General features: G+C 47.4%; 11 protein-coding genes. 8 read left to right on the top strand and 3 right to left on the bottom strand.

The genetic code is table 11. The features are described from left to right. Positions 1 to 13: 13 nt before the first annotated feature. The 7 genes from BUR42_RS04045 (at position 14) to BUR42_RS04075 (ending at position 12,191) form a co-directional block, all read left to right on the top strand. Positions 14 to 1,486 (top strand): sodium:solute symporter family protein, encoded by a 1,473-nt coding sequence (locus tag BUR42_RS04045; protein ID WP_074238013.1) that lies wholly within the window; start codon positions 14 to 16, stop codon positions 1,484 to 1,486. A 105-nt stretch (positions 1,487 to 1,591) separates the two neighbouring features. Beyond that, complete coding sequence (locus BUR42_RS04050; protein ID WP_074238014.1) at positions 1,592 to 2,590, top strand: FecR family protein; 999 nt, start codon at positions 1,592 to 1,594, stop codon at positions 2,588 to 2,590. Positions 2,591 to 2,703: 113 nt separating this feature from the next. After that, positions 2,704 to 6,171 carry a SusC/RagA family TonB-linked outer membrane protein gene (locus BUR42_RS04055; protein WP_084185364.1) on the top strand — a complete coding sequence of 1,156 codons (3,468 nt, stop codon included), beginning with the start codon at positions 2,704 to 2,706 and terminating at the stop codon, positions 6,169 to 6,171. 24 nt (positions 6,172 to 6,195) lie between these two features. Then, on the top strand, positions 6,196 to 8,046 hold the full coding sequence (locus BUR42_RS04060; RefSeq protein ID WP_074238015.1) for a RagB/SusD family nutrient uptake outer membrane protein: 1,851 nt from the start codon (positions 6,196 to 6,198) through the stop codon (positions 8,044 to 8,046). 19 nt (positions 8,047 to 8,065) lie between these two features. Then, positions 8,066 to 9,022, top strand: a complete 957-nt coding sequence (locus BUR42_RS04065; protein WP_084185366.1) for a DUF5017 domain-containing protein — start codon at positions 8,066 to 8,068, stop codon at positions 9,020 to 9,022. Beyond that, on the top strand, positions 9,022 to 11,100 hold the full coding sequence (locus tag BUR42_RS04070; RefSeq protein WP_074238017.1) for a PVC-type heme-binding CxxCH protein: 2,079 nt from the start codon (positions 9,022 to 9,024) through the stop codon (positions 11,098 to 11,100). The genes BUR42_RS04065 and BUR42_RS04070 overlap by 1 nt, the downstream gene beginning before the upstream one ends. Before the next feature lie 35 nt (positions 11,101 to 11,135). Beyond that, positions 11,136 to 12,191 (top strand): Gfo/Idh/MocA family protein, encoded by a 1,056-nt coding sequence (locus tag BUR42_RS04075; protein ID WP_074238018.1) that lies wholly within the window; start codon positions 11,136 to 11,138, stop codon positions 12,189 to 12,191. Positions 12,192 to 12,196: 5 nt separating this feature from the next. Here the strand turns inward: BUR42_RS04075 and BUR42_RS04080 are convergent, their stop codons facing one another. The 3 genes from BUR42_RS04080 to BUR42_RS04090 all read right to left on the bottom strand — a co-directional run bounded on the left by BUR42_RS04080 (position 12,197) and on the right by BUR42_RS04090 (position 14,918). Next, positions 12,197 to 12,883 carry a response regulator transcription factor gene (locus tag BUR42_RS04080; RefSeq protein ID WP_074240429.1) on the bottom strand — a complete coding sequence of 229 codons (687 nt, stop codon included), beginning with the start codon at positions 12,881 to 12,883 and terminating at the stop codon, positions 12,197 to 12,199. Positions 12,884 to 12,958: 75 nt separating this feature from the next. After that, positions 12,959 to 13,867: a helix-turn-helix domain-containing protein gene (locus BUR42_RS04085; RefSeq protein ID WP_074238019.1), complete on the bottom strand. Its 909-nt coding sequence runs from the start codon at positions 13,865 to 13,867 to the stop codon at positions 12,959 to 12,961. 10 nt (positions 13,868 to 13,877) lie between these two features. Then, positions 13,878 to 14,918 (bottom strand): NAD(P)-dependent alcohol dehydrogenase, encoded by a 1,041-nt coding sequence (locus tag BUR42_RS04090; RefSeq protein WP_074238020.1) that lies wholly within the window; start codon positions 14,916 to 14,918, stop codon positions 13,878 to 13,880. Between the two features lie 185 nt (positions 14,919 to 15,103). Between BUR42_RS04090 and BUR42_RS04095 the strand changes: the two genes are divergently transcribed. After that, positions 15,104 to 17,515 carry a TonB-dependent receptor gene (locus BUR42_RS04095; RefSeq protein WP_074238021.1) on the top strand — a complete coding sequence of 804 codons (2,412 nt, stop codon included), beginning with the start codon at positions 15,104 to 15,106 and terminating at the stop codon, positions 17,513 to 17,515. The last annotated feature ends 21 nt before the right edge of the window (positions 17,516 to 17,536 follow it).

Consider the following 17,536-nt stretch of genomic DNA (forward strand, 5'->3'; position numbering starts at 1 on the left):
ACCAAGAACGTACATGGAAAAAGTCGATTATTTCGTACTGGCAGGATATTTTTTGCTCCTCATTATGATGGGGATCTGGGGATATACAAAGATCAAATCTTCCGCCGATTTTTATACTGCCGGAGGCAAGCTGCCCTGGTGGCTTTCAGGTATTTCGCATCATGTGTCCGGCTACAGCGGGGCCGTGTTTGTGGCTTATGCGGCTATTGCCTATAATTATGGTTTTACACTGTATATCTGGTGGGCGCTGAGCATTGCCATCGCCATGGTGGGAACTACTTTTCTGATTGCTCCGCGCTGGGCAAGGCTGAGAACTAAAACTAACATTCAATCCCCTACGGAATACCTGGCAGCACGTTATAACTTACCTACACAGCAGGTGATGGCCTGGAGCGGAGTGATCATTAAACTATTTGATGTGGGTGCCAAATGGGCATCTATAGGGATCCTGCTGAATGCTTTTACAGGGCTTCCCATTAGCACAGGTATTGCGGTAACAGGGATGATCAGCATCTTCTATATTACATTAGGTGGTTTGTGGGCCGATGTGGTGAACGATCTGGCATCTTTTATCATACAGTTTGTTGCCGGGATCTTTATGCTGGTGATGGTGCTGACACAGCTTGGGGATGGTTTTTCGGGGATCTTCACTATGTGGGACCGCTTGCCTCCTTCACACAGCACCATGTTTAACGGGCCTTACTCTCCCTTGTTTTCTATCTCGTTTATGGTGATCTGCTTTTTCAGTTTCAGTGGTGGTACCTGGCATTTTGCTACACGGTTCATTTCATCACCCTCAGGTTCTGATGCAAGGAAAGCCGCCGGCCTTTCTACTTTATTATTTCTCATATGGCCGCTGGTGCTGTTCTTTCCGATGTTCGCGGCGCCTGTTTTCCTGAAAGACCTTCCCGATCCAACCCAGTCTTATGCTTTGATGGCCTTGAAATTCCTGCCACACGGACTTCTTGGCCTGCTGCTGGCTTCCATGTTCGGGAACACGCTGGCTATGACGGCAGCGGATGCGAATACTATTTCCGCGGTGATCACAAGAGATATCTTACCGGTGTTCTATAAAAAGGCACGGAACTTTCAGCCGAAGAAAATGCTGGTGATGGCCAGGCTTACTACTTTCCTGTTCGTATTGTGTACCCTGATCATTGCTTTTGAATCCGGTTCTTTTGGCGGTGTGCTGGGATTGATCATCAGCTGGTTCTCTTCATTGATCGGGCCTACTGCGGTGCCAATGATCCTGGGGCTATTGCCGGCTTTCAGACGTAGCGGGAGTGCGGCAGCTTTATTGTCTATCAGTGGAGGACTGCTTACGTTTGCTGCCACCAAACTCCTGTTGCCGGATAATATGGCAGTGGGGCTGGCTGCACCTATTTCTGTATCACTGGTCATTTATATCACGGCAGGGTTCTTTGCAGCCGGGAAAGTTAAGCCAGCCGCGGAAGTATTGCTTGATTCCATTAAAGAAGACACCTGATGATTAAAAATATCTAAAAACCGGATAGGAAATACATACCGCCTCAAGCTACTTAATAATACACACGTACTTAATCATTCATTGCATCAACAGACCCGGGGTACCATGAGAGAACGTATCATTTACCTTATTGAACAGTATTATCACAACAGGTCTACCAGGGAGGAACTGGATGAACTGATGAACATTATCCAGGCAGGAGAGCATGACGGGGAGATCGATGAACTCATGCGGAATTTTTATGAAGAGATAAAAGAGGGGCTGAGTTCGGGAGAAAGAAACCTGCAACAGGGAGTTTCAGAAGAAATGAAGAGCACTCAGGGCTCCTACACGGAAATGGATGAATATCGTAAACCTTCCGTGATGGTCCTTCGCTTATGGCCGGTAGCAGCATGTTTATGCCTTGCAATTGCCAGTGCCACATTTTTCCTGCTCTCCCGGTCTGAACAACAGGCAGGTGAAATGGCTGTGGTGAAGAAATTTACGGATAAGGCAGAACACAAATACTTATTGCTGAGCGACAGTACCCAGGTATGGCTGAACGCATCCAGCACGATCGACTATCCTGAAGAATTCGGGAAAGATAAAAGAGAGGTATATCTCAAAGGGGAAGCCTTCTTTGAAGTAAAGCATGCAGCGGAAACTCCTTTCATCATTCACACCGGCACTGTTACAACGGTAGTGCTGGGTACTTCCTTCAATGTAAAAGCATATGAAGGGCAGGAGCATGTAACGGTATCCGTAAAAAGCGGGAAGGTACAGGTGTTGAAACAAAACAAACTGATCTCCACTTTAATAAAAGGGCAGGAAACAAAGGTGAGCAAAATAAACGGCCGGGATGAGAACGACGAGGTTAATAATGACCTGGTAGGCGCCTGGCAGCAAGGCCACCTGGCGTATGAGGAAGTCCGTTTTGCAGACATCATCAGCGATATGGAAAGGGTCTATAATGTAGACATTACTATCAGGAATGAACAACTGAAGCAGGTACTGGTGATCACATCTTTCAGCAGGGACATTGGTGTGAAGAGGGCGCTGGAAATACTGTGTAAGCTCACGGCTGCAAAACTGGAAGAAAAAGGTGGGCAATACTTCATCGACTAAGCGCTAAGCTACTCATTTTATATAAACACATTCAATCATCCGGCAAAGCCCCTGGGCAACCGGAATGGAATTTCATTGCCTGTCATTTCGCGATCAACAAAAAACATTCAACTATGCCTTGGATCTTACAAAAGCGGCGTATTACGTCTTACGCCAAACACCGGCTCACCTATCTGAAAATATGTTGTATTGTATGTATCCTGGGATTCAGCAACATTTTTCATGCCTATGGGCAGGACCTGCATAAGATCGTTGTATCGCTGGACCTGGAGAATGCCGGCCTGAAAGAAACGCTGAAGCAGATCGAAAGCCGCACCAGCATCCGCTTCACTTACAAAAGCGAAGATGTACCTGCTTTCAAACCGGTAACGATGCATCGTACTGCGCAAAAGCTGGACGATGTGCTCAATGAACTGTTTTCAAACAGCAGCCTCAGTTATGAATCCGCAGGCAGCAATGTAGTGATCATCTTTAAAAAAAACGCCGCAGAAAATAAGGCAGCTACTGCAGTACCGGCTTTATTGAAAGGACGCATTACGGATGAAAAGGGAGTACCTGTGCCGGGTGTGAGTGTATCTGTGAAGGGGAGTAAAACAGGAACGGTGACCAATGGAGATGGTTATTATTCGCTCACTTCACCTGAAAGCGAAGGCATACTGGTAGCTTCATTTATGGGGTTTGAAAAGAAGGAGACCAGTTTTTCGGGAGCAGGTACCTACAACATTATCCTGCTATCCGAAGCCCGCGGACTAAATGAAGTGATGGTGATCGGTTATGGTTCCACCACCAAAAAAGACCTTACAGGATCAGTAGGCCGCGTGGAAATGGAAGATCTTCGTAAGGCGCCGGTATTTACATTCACGGAAGCATTGGCAGGCCGTGTTGCGGGTGTGCAGGTTTCATCCAACGATGGCCAGCCAGGGCAGGGGCAAAACATCATCATCAGGGGCTCCGGCTCACTTACGCAAAGTACCGCGCCGCTCTATGTAGTAGATGGTTTTACAATGGAAGATTTCCAGAGTAATTCCCTCAACCCGGAAGACATTGCGTCTATCACTGTGCTCAAAGATGCATCGGGTACCGCTATTTATGGTGCCAGAGGTTCTAACGGCGTAGTGGTGATACAAACCAAAAAAGGGCAGGCTGGTAAACCGGTGATCACTTTCAATACCACGCTCGGGATCCAGGAATTGCGGAGAGAGATACCGATGATGAGCCCTTATGAATTTGTGAAAACGCAAACGGAAATGACGAATACCAGCCTGGCAGATGCGGCTTATTTCACAAATGGCAAAACCCTGGAATCCTATCGCAATGTAGAAGGGATCAACTGGCAGGATAAGATCTTCCGGCAGGGTAAAATGCAGAGCTACAGTTTGTCTATGAGAGGGGGGAACGAGCAGACGAAGTATTCCATCTCCGGGGTGATCAACAACCAGGATGCGCTGATCATCAATTCAGGTTACAAACGTTACCTGGGCCGCGTGTCGCTGGACCAGCAGGTCAGTAAAAAGATCAAAGCCGGTATCAATATCAATTACAGCAATGCTAATTCCCATGGTCTTGTTGCGGCCAATAATACCGGTACTTCCACCGTATCGAACTACATCTTTGCCAACGTATTCGGTTACCGCCCTGTGGGAGCTAATATGAGCTCACTGGAAGAAGACCTCTTTGATGAGGATATGCCGGTTGGTACCGGCACCGTGCGGATCAATCCCGTCATTACTGCACAGAATACACACCGCGTGGCCAACATCGGGGAACTGATCTCCAATGCTTACATCACTTATAATATCCTGGATCACCTCACCTTAAATATAAGGGGAGGGCACAGGAAACGGCAGACGCGTGGCGAAGCCTTCTATAACTCGCTCACGCCGCAGGGTGCTGAAAGCCCTGTGAACACAAAGGGGGTGAACGGTAACTTCAGCTTTGCAGAGAACAATACCTGGAATAACGAAAACACCCTCACCTTTGAGAAAACTTTCAACAAAGTACATAAGCTTACTGCGCTGGGAGGTTTTTCACTGGAAGGCGCAAAGACCACTACTTACGGCGCCAGCGCACAGTTCATTCCTAACGAACAACTGGGGATGTTTGGACTGGATGAAGGTACAGCACTGGCGCTTACTGCAAATGGAGGTAATTATACTTTGCAGTCTTTTTTCGGCCGGCTGGACTATAATTACAGATCGAAATATTTGTTCACGGTTACTATGCGTGCGGACGGATCATCCAAATTCAGCAAAGGTAACCGCTGGGGATATTTCCCCTCCGCTGCACTGGGCTGGAACATGGCAGAGGAAAACTTCCTGAAACGATCGCGTATCATTTCCAATTCCAAACTGCGCCTTAGTTATGGTATTTCGGGGAACAACAGGATCGGTTATTTCGATACTTACAACCGCATCAGTTTTGATAACCGCCTCAATGGTGTGTCTTTCAACAACCAGGTACCGGGTACAGCCGCATGGCTTTCTGATCTGGGTAATGGTGGCCTGAAATGGGAAACTACGGAGCTGGCTAACATCGGTTACGACCTGGGCCTGTTCCAGAACAGGATAGAAATTACTGCTGAAGTATACCGCAAAACTACGCGGGACCTGCTACTGGATGCACAGATCCCTTTCACTACCGGTTATGCCAACACTACCAGGAACATTGGCAGCATCCGCAACGAAGGGTTGGAAATATCGCTGAATACTGTGAACGTGCGTACCGGTTCATTCAGATGGGAGAGCAATTTCAATATCAGTTTCAACCGCAGCAGGGTATTGGAACTCACGGAATCGAGTACTTTATTTTCCAATGTGTCCGGCGGGTTTTCTCCTGCGCCGAACCTCTGGATGGCTAAAGTGGGTGGCCCCATCTCTGCTTTTAATGGATTTGTTTTTGATGGTGTGTACCAGTATGCTGACTTTGATAATCCGTCTCCCGGCGTATACGTACTTAAACCTGGTGTGCCCGCCAATGGTAATACCCGTGCATCTATCAGGCCGGGAGATATCAAATACCGTGATCTGAATGGCGATGGCACCGTGAATGATTTTGATCAGACGGTGATAGGCAGGCCGGAACCCATCCATATAGGCGGTTTCTCCAATAACTTTTTCTATAAAGGGCTTAGCCTCAACGTGTTTTTCCAGTGGTCTGCAGGCAATGATATTTTTAACGGTAACCGTCTTGTATTCGAAGGTAATTCCCAGTACAGTTATCATACCAACCAGTTCGCATCATGGGTAGACCGCTGGTCGCCGGAAAATCCTACGAACAAGAACTTCAGGGTAGGTGGGCAGGGCCCTACCGCCAGGGGTTCTTCGAGAGTAGTGGAGGATGGATCCTACCTGCGTTTGAAAACACTTTCGCTCGCTTACCAGATCCCTGCAAAATACCTGGGCAGGCTGCATATCAGGAATCTCTCCATCAGCGCATCTGCGCAAAACCTGATTACCTGGACGAACTATTCAGGCCTGGACCCGGAGGTGTCCGTAAAAAATTCAGCCCTCACACGGGGATTCGATTATTCCGCCTATCCACAGGCACAAACAATGGTATTAGGCATCAACGCAACATTCTAAGCTACTCTTAAAAATATATTCATAATGAAAAAGAAGATCTGTTTTCTCATCATTATCGCCTGCTCGGCCTTTAGTGCCTGTAAGGATTTTCTTGATCAGACGCCGTCGGACTTTATTTCTCCCGTCAATTATTATCAAACTGCGGAACACCTGGAACTTGCACTCAACGGAGTATACAGCCCCTTGTATTCAAGACCTGTATATGGCAGTGTATACCCTGCGAGGATGAACCTGGTGGCAGATGAAGCCTTCTATGCACGCCAGGAAATAGGACTTCGTACCTACACCAACGGTACGAACGATGCAGAGCTGGATGGCTTCTGGAAAGCCATATACACAGGTATAGATCGTGCTAATACACTTATTGCAAACATCAGTAAACCACAGATGGATGAAACCAGGAGAAAGCAAATACTCGGCGAAACGCTTTTCCTGCGTGGGTATTATTACTTCCTGCTGGTGCAACATTTTGGTGGTGTGCCGTTGTTGCTGGAACCTACACTTTCACCTTCCCAAAGCCAGGTGGCAAAAGCTACCCCGGCTGATGTTTATGCACAGGTACTGAAAGATATGGAACAGGCAGAACCATTGGTGATCCCGATCAGAACACTTGGTTTCGGGGGCAAGGTAAGCCAGTCTGCCGTGCGGGGTATTCTTGCCCGTGTGAACCTCTATATGGCAGGCGCACCATTAAACCAGGTGACCCGTTACGCAGAAGCCGCTAAATGGGCAGAAAAAGTGATGACAGATGCGGCATCCGGGCATCGCCTGAATCCGGATTATAAGAACATTTTTATCCGTTATGCAAATGATACCTATGATGTAGGTGAAAGCATCTGGGAGGCAGAGTTCTACGGCAGTTCCGCAAATAACAACAATGCATTCGGTAATATCGGCAGCCTCATTGGTATGGCTTCTTCCAATGCTTCTGTGATAGGCGTGGCATATGGCATGCACCAGACAACGGCTAAACTTTTCCGTACTTACGAAGCCGGTGATGTGCGCCGCGAATGGAATGTATCCAACTTTGCCTATAATGCAACCACAGGAGCAAAAGTGTTCGTAGCTACTGCCGCATTGATGAATCCTACCAATACTCAGCTTTATGCCCGTTATGCTGCTAAATACAGAAGGGAATATGAAGTAGTAACACCAAGGGTTAATTACGTAACACCACAGAACTTTCCCATCCTGCGATTTGCAGATGTATTGCTGATGTATGCAGAAGCAGAAACACAATCCAAAGGATCAGCTACTCCCGCAGCTATTGAAGCGGTGAACCAGGTGAGAAGAAGAGCATGGTCTTCCGGTATAAATACCATTACTATTACCAACGGCGGCAGTGGTTACACCAGTGCCCCTGCGGTAACATTTTCAGGCGGGGGAGGCAGTGGTGCAGTAGCAACAGCTACTATCAGCGGTGGCCGTGTAACGGCTATTACGCTTAGCCCGGATGCTTCTACCGGTGCAGCCTTTACAAGAGGCAGTTATACTTCTGCGCCGGCTGTAACGATTAGTGGAGGTGCCGGAGCAGGTGCAACGGCAACGGCTACTGTATTCAATATTTCAGAAGCGGAGCTTACCGCACAGCAAACATCTTCCAAAGAAACCTTCCTCAGGTTCATCCAGGATGAAAGGATGCGGGAGTTGTGTTTTGAATCGCTGCGCAAGCCAGACCTGGTGCGCTGGGGTATTTTCCTTACGGAAATGAAACAAACCCTGAACATGATGTTGTCTGATAACGCGGCATCCCCCCTCACGCAACCCTGGTACACGATGACCTATGAAAATGTGGCGGAAAGGAATGTGCTATTCCCTATCCCTTCTCACGAGATCACATTGAATCAGTCGCTGGTGCAGAATCCAGGTTGGTAATCACTCAAATACTACGATCATGAAACGCATCTATTATACACTTTGCCTGGGTTTGCTTTTTGCCTGTAATAAAGACAATGAATTGTCTACTCCTGATTTTGAGGTAAGTACCGCTGCTCCTACCTTTAAAAAAGACGAAGCTGTGCTATTCAGCTTCAAAGGCAATCCGCAACTGATCTCCGTATACACGGGAGAGTTCGGCAAAGATTACAATTTCCGTGAAGGAAGAACACTGGATGTAACAGGGCTTAACCTGGTGTTTAACAGTGCAGTGGCCAATGAGGGTGCCGGTACGCCACAGACAGGAATGTTTTCTTTACTGGTGTCCAGCAATTTCAATGGGGATTATTCTTCTTTTGCAACTGTACAGGCTGCTACCTGGACGGATGTAACAAGCCGCCTTACTAAACAGGAAGCTGCCACAACTGCCACCAGCAGCCTGGCTACACCGGCAGAGGGGATTGATCTCAGTGATCTCAGGGTAGCCGGAAAACCCCTGTACATTGCTTTCCGGTATAACATCCGCCCGCAAAGTACAAACGGTATCTGGCGTATGTGGACCTTCCAGGGTTTTAGTCTTACCGGCAATACTTCCAATGGAAAACAGACATTGGGTAATATGACGACCACCGCATTCAGGGTTATACAAAAGAACCCGGAGATCACTTCACGTACAGCCACCAGTGCTACTGCACTTACATTACGGCATGCGGACCTTTCGCTGAACCCGGATGCAGCAGAGGTTGCAACGGAGAACTGGATCGTCAGTCAAGCTTTCAGCAATGTGAACAGGATCGATTTTGGGCCAGACCTTTCTACACCTATCCAGGGTGGGACCAGTGCTGTGGAGAAAAAGGACTTCTCGTATAAGTTCGCAAAAGCCGGACAGTACAGCGTATACTTCGTAGCGGCAAACGTAAGCCTCAACGGAAAGAAGGAAACAGTAAGAAAAGTAGACCTTACAATTACCGAATAATGAAAAGATACAAGAAACTGCTGCCCGCCATCTTCGCTATCATGCTGTGTGCATGCTCGCAACAGAAATATGAAAGTTCCCGTACACCGGAAGCATCCATAGGTACATTTGATATGCTGAATGGGTTCAAAGCAGAAGTGTTTGCTGCAGAGCCCCAGGTGATGGACCCTGTAGAGCTGACCTTTGATGAAGAAGGTAATGCATATGTTATTGAAATGGGGGACTATCCCTACAAAGCCGTCCGCGGCGATGGGAAAGGACGTATACGCAAACTGACAGACAGGGATGGTGATGGAAGGATAGACACCGCCGTAGTATTTGCAGAAAAGTTGGAAAGTGGTACCAGCATACTTCCCTGGGAAGGGGGCTTGCTGGTAACTGCCGCGCCGGAAATACTTTTCCTGAAAGATACTACCGGAGACGACAGAGCCGATATCCGCGAAGTACTGTTCACCGGCTTTTTTGAAGATAATTCAGAAGCGCAGATCACCAGCCTGCGGTATGGTATCGACAACTGGATCTATGCCAACAACGGAGGGCAGGCAGGCCTGGTCACTTTTGCCCGTCATCCTGCAGCTCCTGCCTTGCAGATCAAAGGGGGTGATTTCAGGTTCAGGCTGGACAGGGGACTGTTTGAAGCAGAATCCGGGGCAGGGCAGTATGGCATGGAAATGGACGATCTCGGCCATCGTTTTTATACCAACAATTCAAGACATATTTCCACCTCACCGATAGCTGCCAGGTATCTTAAAAGGCAGCAACACATGAACTTCAGATCTGTGATGAACATCTATGCAGCGGAGCCGGTCATGTACCAGGCAACACCTGCCCCATGGTGGCGCGCAGAAAGGACCAAGGCCCGTCAGCAGCAATACGATGAGAAGAAACTGAACAGGAAGGAATATGCAGAAGGACGATTCACCGGAGCTTCAGGAGGAACGATCTATGCGGGAGATGCTTATCCTGCTTCGTTCTATGGTTCCTACTTTGTAGGTGATGTAGCAGGTAATCTCGTGCATAGGGATGTGATCACCAGGGGCAACGAAGGCCCGTTCTTTAGCGCTGCCCGTAGTGTGGAAGAAGAAAAGAGAGAATTTATTGCATCTGCGGACAGTTGGTTCAGGCCTTGCAACTTTACACTGGGGTACGATGGAAATCTATATTTGATAGACATGTACCGGCAGCATATAGAAACACCTGTGTCCATTCCGGATTCGCTTAAGGAAGACATGGATTTTATGCGTGGTAACCAGATGGGCAGGATCTACCGCATTGTTTCCACCGAAGCACGGAAACTTCCGAAAGCAGTGCCCGCCATGCGTCAGCAGCCAACGAGCCAGCTGATCACTTACCTGTCACATCGCAACCGTTGGTGGCGGCTGAATGCACAACGAATGATCCTGGAACGTAAAGACCGTTCTGCAATACCGGCACTACGAGCGTTGTTCACGGATAATAAAAACCCAATTACACGGCTGCATGCGCTGTACACACTTGAAGGACTTGATGCACTGGATGCCGGTCTCGTACAAAGTGCCATGAAAGATGTTGATGCAGGGCTGAGGGAACACGGGGCTATCCTCTCTGAACGTTTCCCGCAACTGGCCGCACAATTGATCCATATGATGAATGATACCTCAGGCCTTGTATCCTTACAGGCAACATTAAGTGCCGGTCAGTTATCCGGCAGGCAGGTGGTGCCGGCCTTCGCAATGCTGCTGGAGAAAAAATACAAGGACCCCTGGTTCATGAATGCCATACTGAGTGCAGGAACAGGTTCCTCTTTTGAATTGGTGGATGAATTGGCGAAACACACCGGCTTCTTTAATACACCTGATTCTGCTAAACTTGTATTCGTGAAAAACATATCACAGATCATCGGCTCAAGGAAGTTGGATAAGGAAGTGGCTGCGCAGTTACAGTTCCTGTCTTCGGGGGATGAGCAATTCCGCCAGGCAGGACTTACAGGATTATTCAACGGATTGAAGAAAGAGGCTGATAAAAATGTGCTTCCTGAAACACAGCGGGTACTATCTGCTATTAACGACGATAAGCATATTAAGCAGCTGTTAAAATAACTATATGTAAGTAAACTTAATTTTTAATTTTGCATATGCATAAAACAGAACTTGGTTTTGGTATCGTTGGTGCCGGCGCTATTTCCGGCATACATGCCAAAGCAATTGCCGCGACCGGCGGAGCGAAGCTGGCCGGGATCTACAGTATCAACAGGAACAGATCCGTTGTATTTGCTGAAGAACATCCCTGCAAAGTATTTGATACGCTGGAAGAGATGGTGAGCGATCCGGAGATCGACATTGTTTGTATCTGCACACCATCCGGCGTGCATATGGAGCCTGCGTTGAAGGCCATAGAAGCCGGCAAACACTGCCTTATTGAAAAGCCGCTGGAAGTTACACCAGAGCGGTGTGACAGGATCATCGAAGCTGCGGAAAAAGCAGGTGTGGTAGTGGCTGTTGTGTTCCCTTCGCGGTTTCACGAAGCGAGCAGGCACATCAGGAAAGCCATGGATGCCGGCAGATGCGGGCCGGTGGTGTTTGGGGATGTAGATGTAAAATGGAGCAGAAGTGAAGCATATTATCAAAGTGCGCAATGGCGTGGTACCTGGCAGTTTGATGGTGGCGGGGCATTGATGAACCAGGGGATCCATTCGGTAGACCTGTTGCAATGGTACATGGGCCCTGTGGAAGCAGTACAGGCCATGACGGCCAACAGGCGGCACAAGGAGATTGAAGTGGAAGATACGGTTACCGCAATTGTCCGTTTTTCCAGTGGGGCGCTGGGTACCATAGAATGTTCTACGGCTGCCTATCCCGGAGCGTTAAAACGTTTGGAGATCACAGGCACAGCGGGTACTATCATCATGGAAGAAAGCAGTTTACTGAAGTGGGAGCTGGCAGATGAAACACCGGAAGATCTGCGGATTAAAAATGCCATCAATGGTGAACATAGCTCTACAGGTGGTGCGGCAGATCCAATGGCGATCAGTTATGCGGGGCATCAGTACCAGATGGAGGACCTGGTCCATGCTATCAGAACGGGTGGGCAGCCACTGGTAGATGGGAGGGAAGGACGTAAGTCGGTAGAGATCGTAACGGCGATATACGAAAGTGCAAGAACGGGGCAGCTGGTGAGGTTGCCTTTGTAAAGGCTTCAATTGATACCATCGAATACCTGTAACCTGTATCCTACATTCCGGATAGTTTCAATTTCTACACGTGGGTCTGCTCTCAGGTGTTTGCGGATCCTGTGGATGAAAATATGCAGCGGGCGTTCTATTTTTCCTTCTGATTTGTTCCATACTTCCTGTATGATATTTTCCCTGCTTACCGTAGTTCTTATGTTCTTTGCCAGCACCGATAATATTTTCACTTCTTTCATAGGTAGCCCTACTCTCAGATCTCCTGTGGTTAACAGATATTTTTCCGTATCCAATACATACTTTCCGAAGGTATAGATCTTTCCGCTGGTCCTTGCTGCACGTTTCAGGAAAACCTCCATTCTCAGCACCAGTTCTGCATAATTATACGGTTTTGTCATATAGTCATCAGCTCCCGTTTCCAACCCCTTTATTATGTCGTCTGTAGCAATCATACCGCTCAGGTAGATAATGGGTAATTGCTTATTGATCGCTCTTATTTTTGTGGCGAGCGCATAGCCATCTAAGATGGGCATCATAATATCCAACAGGCAAATGTCAAACTTTATCTTGTTGAACAGTTTCCATGCGGCCTCGCCGTTATAGGCGATATAGACTTCGTATCCATGCCCGCTCAGATAGTTTTTTAGTACCAGGGTTAATAATTCATCATTCTCTGCAACAAGTACCTTGATGGCCATAGTTTTTTTGGTTTTCCAAATAAACAACCTTCCTGCCATCTAAGCCCATTTGTTACAAGTTTTTAACAATTGAGTTTAGTTAAATGAGTTCCTGAAGGCCAGCGGAGATACATTCGTTTTATTCTTAAACAGCTTATTGAATGATTGTGGATGCTCAAAGCCCAGGCTATAGGCTATTTCGCTCACAGATAAAGAAGTGGTGGAAAGTATTTCCTTTGCCTTTTCAATCAATTGATGGTGGATATGCTGCTGGGTATTCATACCGGTAACAGAACGTAACATATCACTCAGGTAATTCGGGGAAACGTGCAATTGTTCTGAAATGTATTGCACCGTAGGAAGGCCATGTTCCTTTACTTGCTCACCATTAAAATAATCAGCCAGCAATCCTTCCAGCTGAGCTAACAGGTCGTTGTTGGCATTCTTGCGGGTAATAAACTGCCTGTTGTAGAACCTGTCGCAGTAATTGAGTAATACGGCTATCTGTGAAATGATCACGTTCTGGCTGTAGTTATCGATGGGGGAGTTGTATTCCTGAAGTATATTCTTAATAATACCGTTCATGGTCTCTTCTTCCTTTTCCGAAAGGTGCAGCGCCTCGCTCGTAGCATATGAGAAGAAGCCGTATTCACGGATGGTTTTAGCTAAGGGATAACCTTTGAGGAAGCTGGGGTGTACGAACAGCCACCAGCCTTCCATTCTATATGGTTCATCTATTTCAGTGGAGATCACCTGCCCGGGAGAAAAGAAGGTCATCACCCCATTATCGAAATCGTAATAGCGCTGGCCGTATTTCATTTTGCCTGAAAAGTTCTTCTTCACGGAGATGCAGTAGAAATCATAAGCTGCAGCCTTGAGCCTTACATCTGTATAACAGGTAACCTCGCCAAAATCCACCACGCTCATCAGCGGATGCGCAGGGCCGGGCAGGTTCAGGATACGGTGTACTTCCGTAATAGATACTTTATGTGGCGCTGTTTTCATGTTTTCAAATTTAACCAATTGTAGCCATATCTATCACGAAGCGGTAACGTACATCTCCTTTCAACATGCGTTCAAAGGCTGTATGGATGTTTTTGATATCAATGATCTCCACATCGGAAACAATATTGTTTTCCGCACAATAGTCCAGCATTTCCTGGACCTGGGCTAATCCGCCAACCCCCGAACCTGCTACTACTTTATTCCCGGCTATGATACCAAATGGCGGGATCACATAGGGTTCTGCCGGTGCGCCAACGCAAATGTACACGCCATTTGTTTTTAACAGGGAAAGGTAAAGGTTGATATCGTGCGGAGCGGAAACCGTATCAAGGATGAAGTCAAAGGACGACTTTACGGCATCCAGCTGTGCAGGCTCTTTTGTTACCACAAAGTGATGGGCACCGAGTGACCTTGCATCTTCTCTTTTGGATTCGGAGGTACTGAGAATGGTAACTTCTGCACCAAAGGCTACACCGAATTTCACCGCCATGTGGCCTAAGCCGCCAAGACCTACCACTGCCAGCTTATGACCTTTGCCTACCTTCCAGTTGCGCAGCGGAGAATAAGTAGTGATGCCTGCACAAAGCAAAGGGGCAACACCTGCAAGGGGGAGCTTTTCAGAAACATTCAGCACAAATTCTTCCCGTACCACAATATTGTTTGAATAACCGCCATAGGTGGGCAGGCCGTCCTTACCAAGGGAATTGTACGTTTGCACCCCTGTTGGGCAGAATTGTTCCTGGTTATTACGGCAGTTCTCACATTCCAGGCAGGCATCCACCATAACGCTAACGCCTACCAGCTCTCCGGCTTTGAACTTTTTTACGTGTGCCCCCACCTCTCGGACCCTGCCAACTATCTCATGACCTGGTACCATAGGGAAGATCCCGGGGAACCAGTCGTTTTTGATGGCATGGAGATCAGAATGGCATACGCCACAATACAGGATGTCTATCAGTACATCGTGTGTGCCTGCCTCCCGGCGTTCAAAATCCCAGGGGGCTAAGTCTGTTTCAGCCGACTGCGCGGCATATCCTTTTGATTGTATCATAGGGCAAAGGTGCTGCAACGCAGGAAGATAAAAGTAGCCAGATCCCTTATACCTGTATCCAAAATGAAGCATGCCGGCTCCGTCACGTTAACGTCATTTTCCCCATTCGATCATATTATTTCCGGATTGCGAAAACGGTTCCCTTTTCGTCAGCCCAATTTTGCAGTCTTAAATAGTTCAATCTGATGATCAAAAGGTTACTTTTTCTTATCTCTTTCCTGTTCTCTGTCACAGCACTTTTTGCGCAAACCACCGGTTCCATTAAAGGTAAACTCACTACCGGAGATGGCCAGCCGGGCGCTTATGTAACTGTGAGGATAGACCGCAGCAATAAGGGTGCTATCAGTAATGAGAAAGGCGAATACATTATTAAGAACGTAAAGCCGGGTAACTGGACGTTGAAGATATCTGCCGTGGATGCTGTTGCGCAGGACCAGGCAGTAACGGTTGCAGCAGGCCAGACCGCAACGGTTGATTTTGTACTGAATTCGAACGCTGCGCAATTGCATGAAGTAACGATATCTGATAAGGCTTCCAGGAGAGAAACCAGGACTGTGGCAAAATTGCCACTGAAGAACCTGGAGAACCCGCAGGTATATACTTCTGTTTCTGCCGAGCTGATGAAGCAGCAGGGGGTAACCAATTTTGATGATGCGATGCGGAATGTTCCCGGTCTTTCCAGGACCTGGGAATCCACAGGCCGCGGAGGGGATGGAGGAACTTATTTTTCACTAAGAGGGTTTGAGGCGCAACCTAACCTGATCAATGGTTTACCCGGCTTAACCAGCGGTAACCTGGACCCTGCAGGTATTGAAGAGATCCAGGTGATGAAAGGCCCTTCCGGCACATTGTTCGGAGGCAGTTTCTATGGCTATGGCGGTATCATCAATACCATCACCAAAAAACCGTACTACAAATTTGGTGGTGAAGTGGCTTATAATATCGGCAGCTTTGACCTGCACAGGTTAACAGTAGATGTGAACACACCATTGAGTAAAACAAAGAAGATCGCGATGCGTGTGAATGCTGCACTGCATACAGAAGGAAGTTTCCAGGATGCTGGTAATAAGAAGTCTTTTTACATAGCACCTTCCTTTGTTTATGAAGTGAACAACAGGCTGAAGTTTGACCTGATGGTGGAAGTGCTGGAAGAGAAGAGAGCTGCCCCGCCGGTCTTTTTCCATTCAAACAGGTTTGACCCGCTTCATGCTAAAACAATAGAAGCGTTTAATCTCAATAATAAATTGTCTTTTACCAGCAACGATCTCACGATCAGGAATCCCCGTACAAATGTGCAGGGGCAAATGCAATATAAGTTATCCCAGCAGTGGAATTCCCAAACGGTGGTTTCCTATGGAACAGTAAAGTCAGACGGGATCTATACTTATATATGGGATGATAGTGTGCCGGACGACAATTGGTACGGCCAGGACTTCCACAATGAAAACCAACACACAAAGACCCTGGATATCCAGCAGAACTTCAATGGTGATTTCAAGATCGGTAACATGCGGAACCGCTTACTGGTAGGCCTGGATTATTTTAACCGCAGCGTTAGAGACAATGGTTCAGGATGGGCAACGGGAAGGCTTGTTACACCGCAGGGTGATGTGGCCGCCTCTGCGCCTTATCCGGCACCTGTACCTTTAAACAGGTATTCAATTGATACATTGCTGGCTTCTTCAGGATCAAGCCTCAGTAAGAGAGTTAACAGTTCATATAGTGCTTATGCCTCCAATGTGCTGAACCTTACGCCTGGTTTGATGGTGATGGTGAGCTTAAGAGCAGATTATTTTGATACTAAAGATGATAAGAATACGCCGGATGATGATGAAGGTTACTCGCAATTCGCCGTGTCTCCTAAGTTTGGTGTGGTGTATCAGCCTGTGCTTGATAAAGTGTCCATCTTCGCGAACTATATGAATGCGTTCATCAATGTAGCACCGGCAGATGTTTTTGATGCGGATGGTAATAAGATAGGGATAAAGTCATTTAAGCCTGAACATGCCAATCAATGGGAAGGTGGTGTGAAGGCTAATTTGCTGGACGATAAATTACAGGCCACTGTTTCCGTGTACAATACTAAAGTGAGCAACAGGGTTATTCCGGATGGCGCATATAATAGCCGCCAGGGTGGTGCTGTACGCAGTAAAGGGATTGAGTTTGATATCAATGCTAATCCGGCTCCCGGGTTAAACCTGGTTGCCGGCTATAGCCATATCGATATCAAAGTAGTTGAAGGAGATCCGGATGATTTCTATTCTGAACCTGGCAGGGCTCCCGGTGGCCAGGGGCCTCAGAACCTCGCTAATTTATGGGCAACGTATAAATTCACGCATGGCGCACTGAAGGATTTTGGGCTTGGCCTCGGTGGAAATTACGGCAGTAAATACCGCGTGATCGACAATAGTAAGACGGGTGTATTTGATCTGCCATCTTATGCATTGCTGAATGGTTCCGTGTTCTATAACTCAAAAAAGATCAGGGTTGCTGTGAATGTGAATAATATTACCGGGGAAACCTGGTATATAGGATACTGGTCTGTTAACCCGCAGAAACCAAGGAATTTTGTAGCGAGCCTGGCTTACAAGTTCTAAGTTAAAAACGGCAGTATATGC

The sequence above is a fragment of the Chitinophaga niabensis genome (genome assembly GCF_900129465.1).
GTDB classification, from domain to species: Bacteria; Bacteroidota; Bacteroidia; order Chitinophagales; family Chitinophagaceae; genus Chitinophaga; species Chitinophaga niabensis.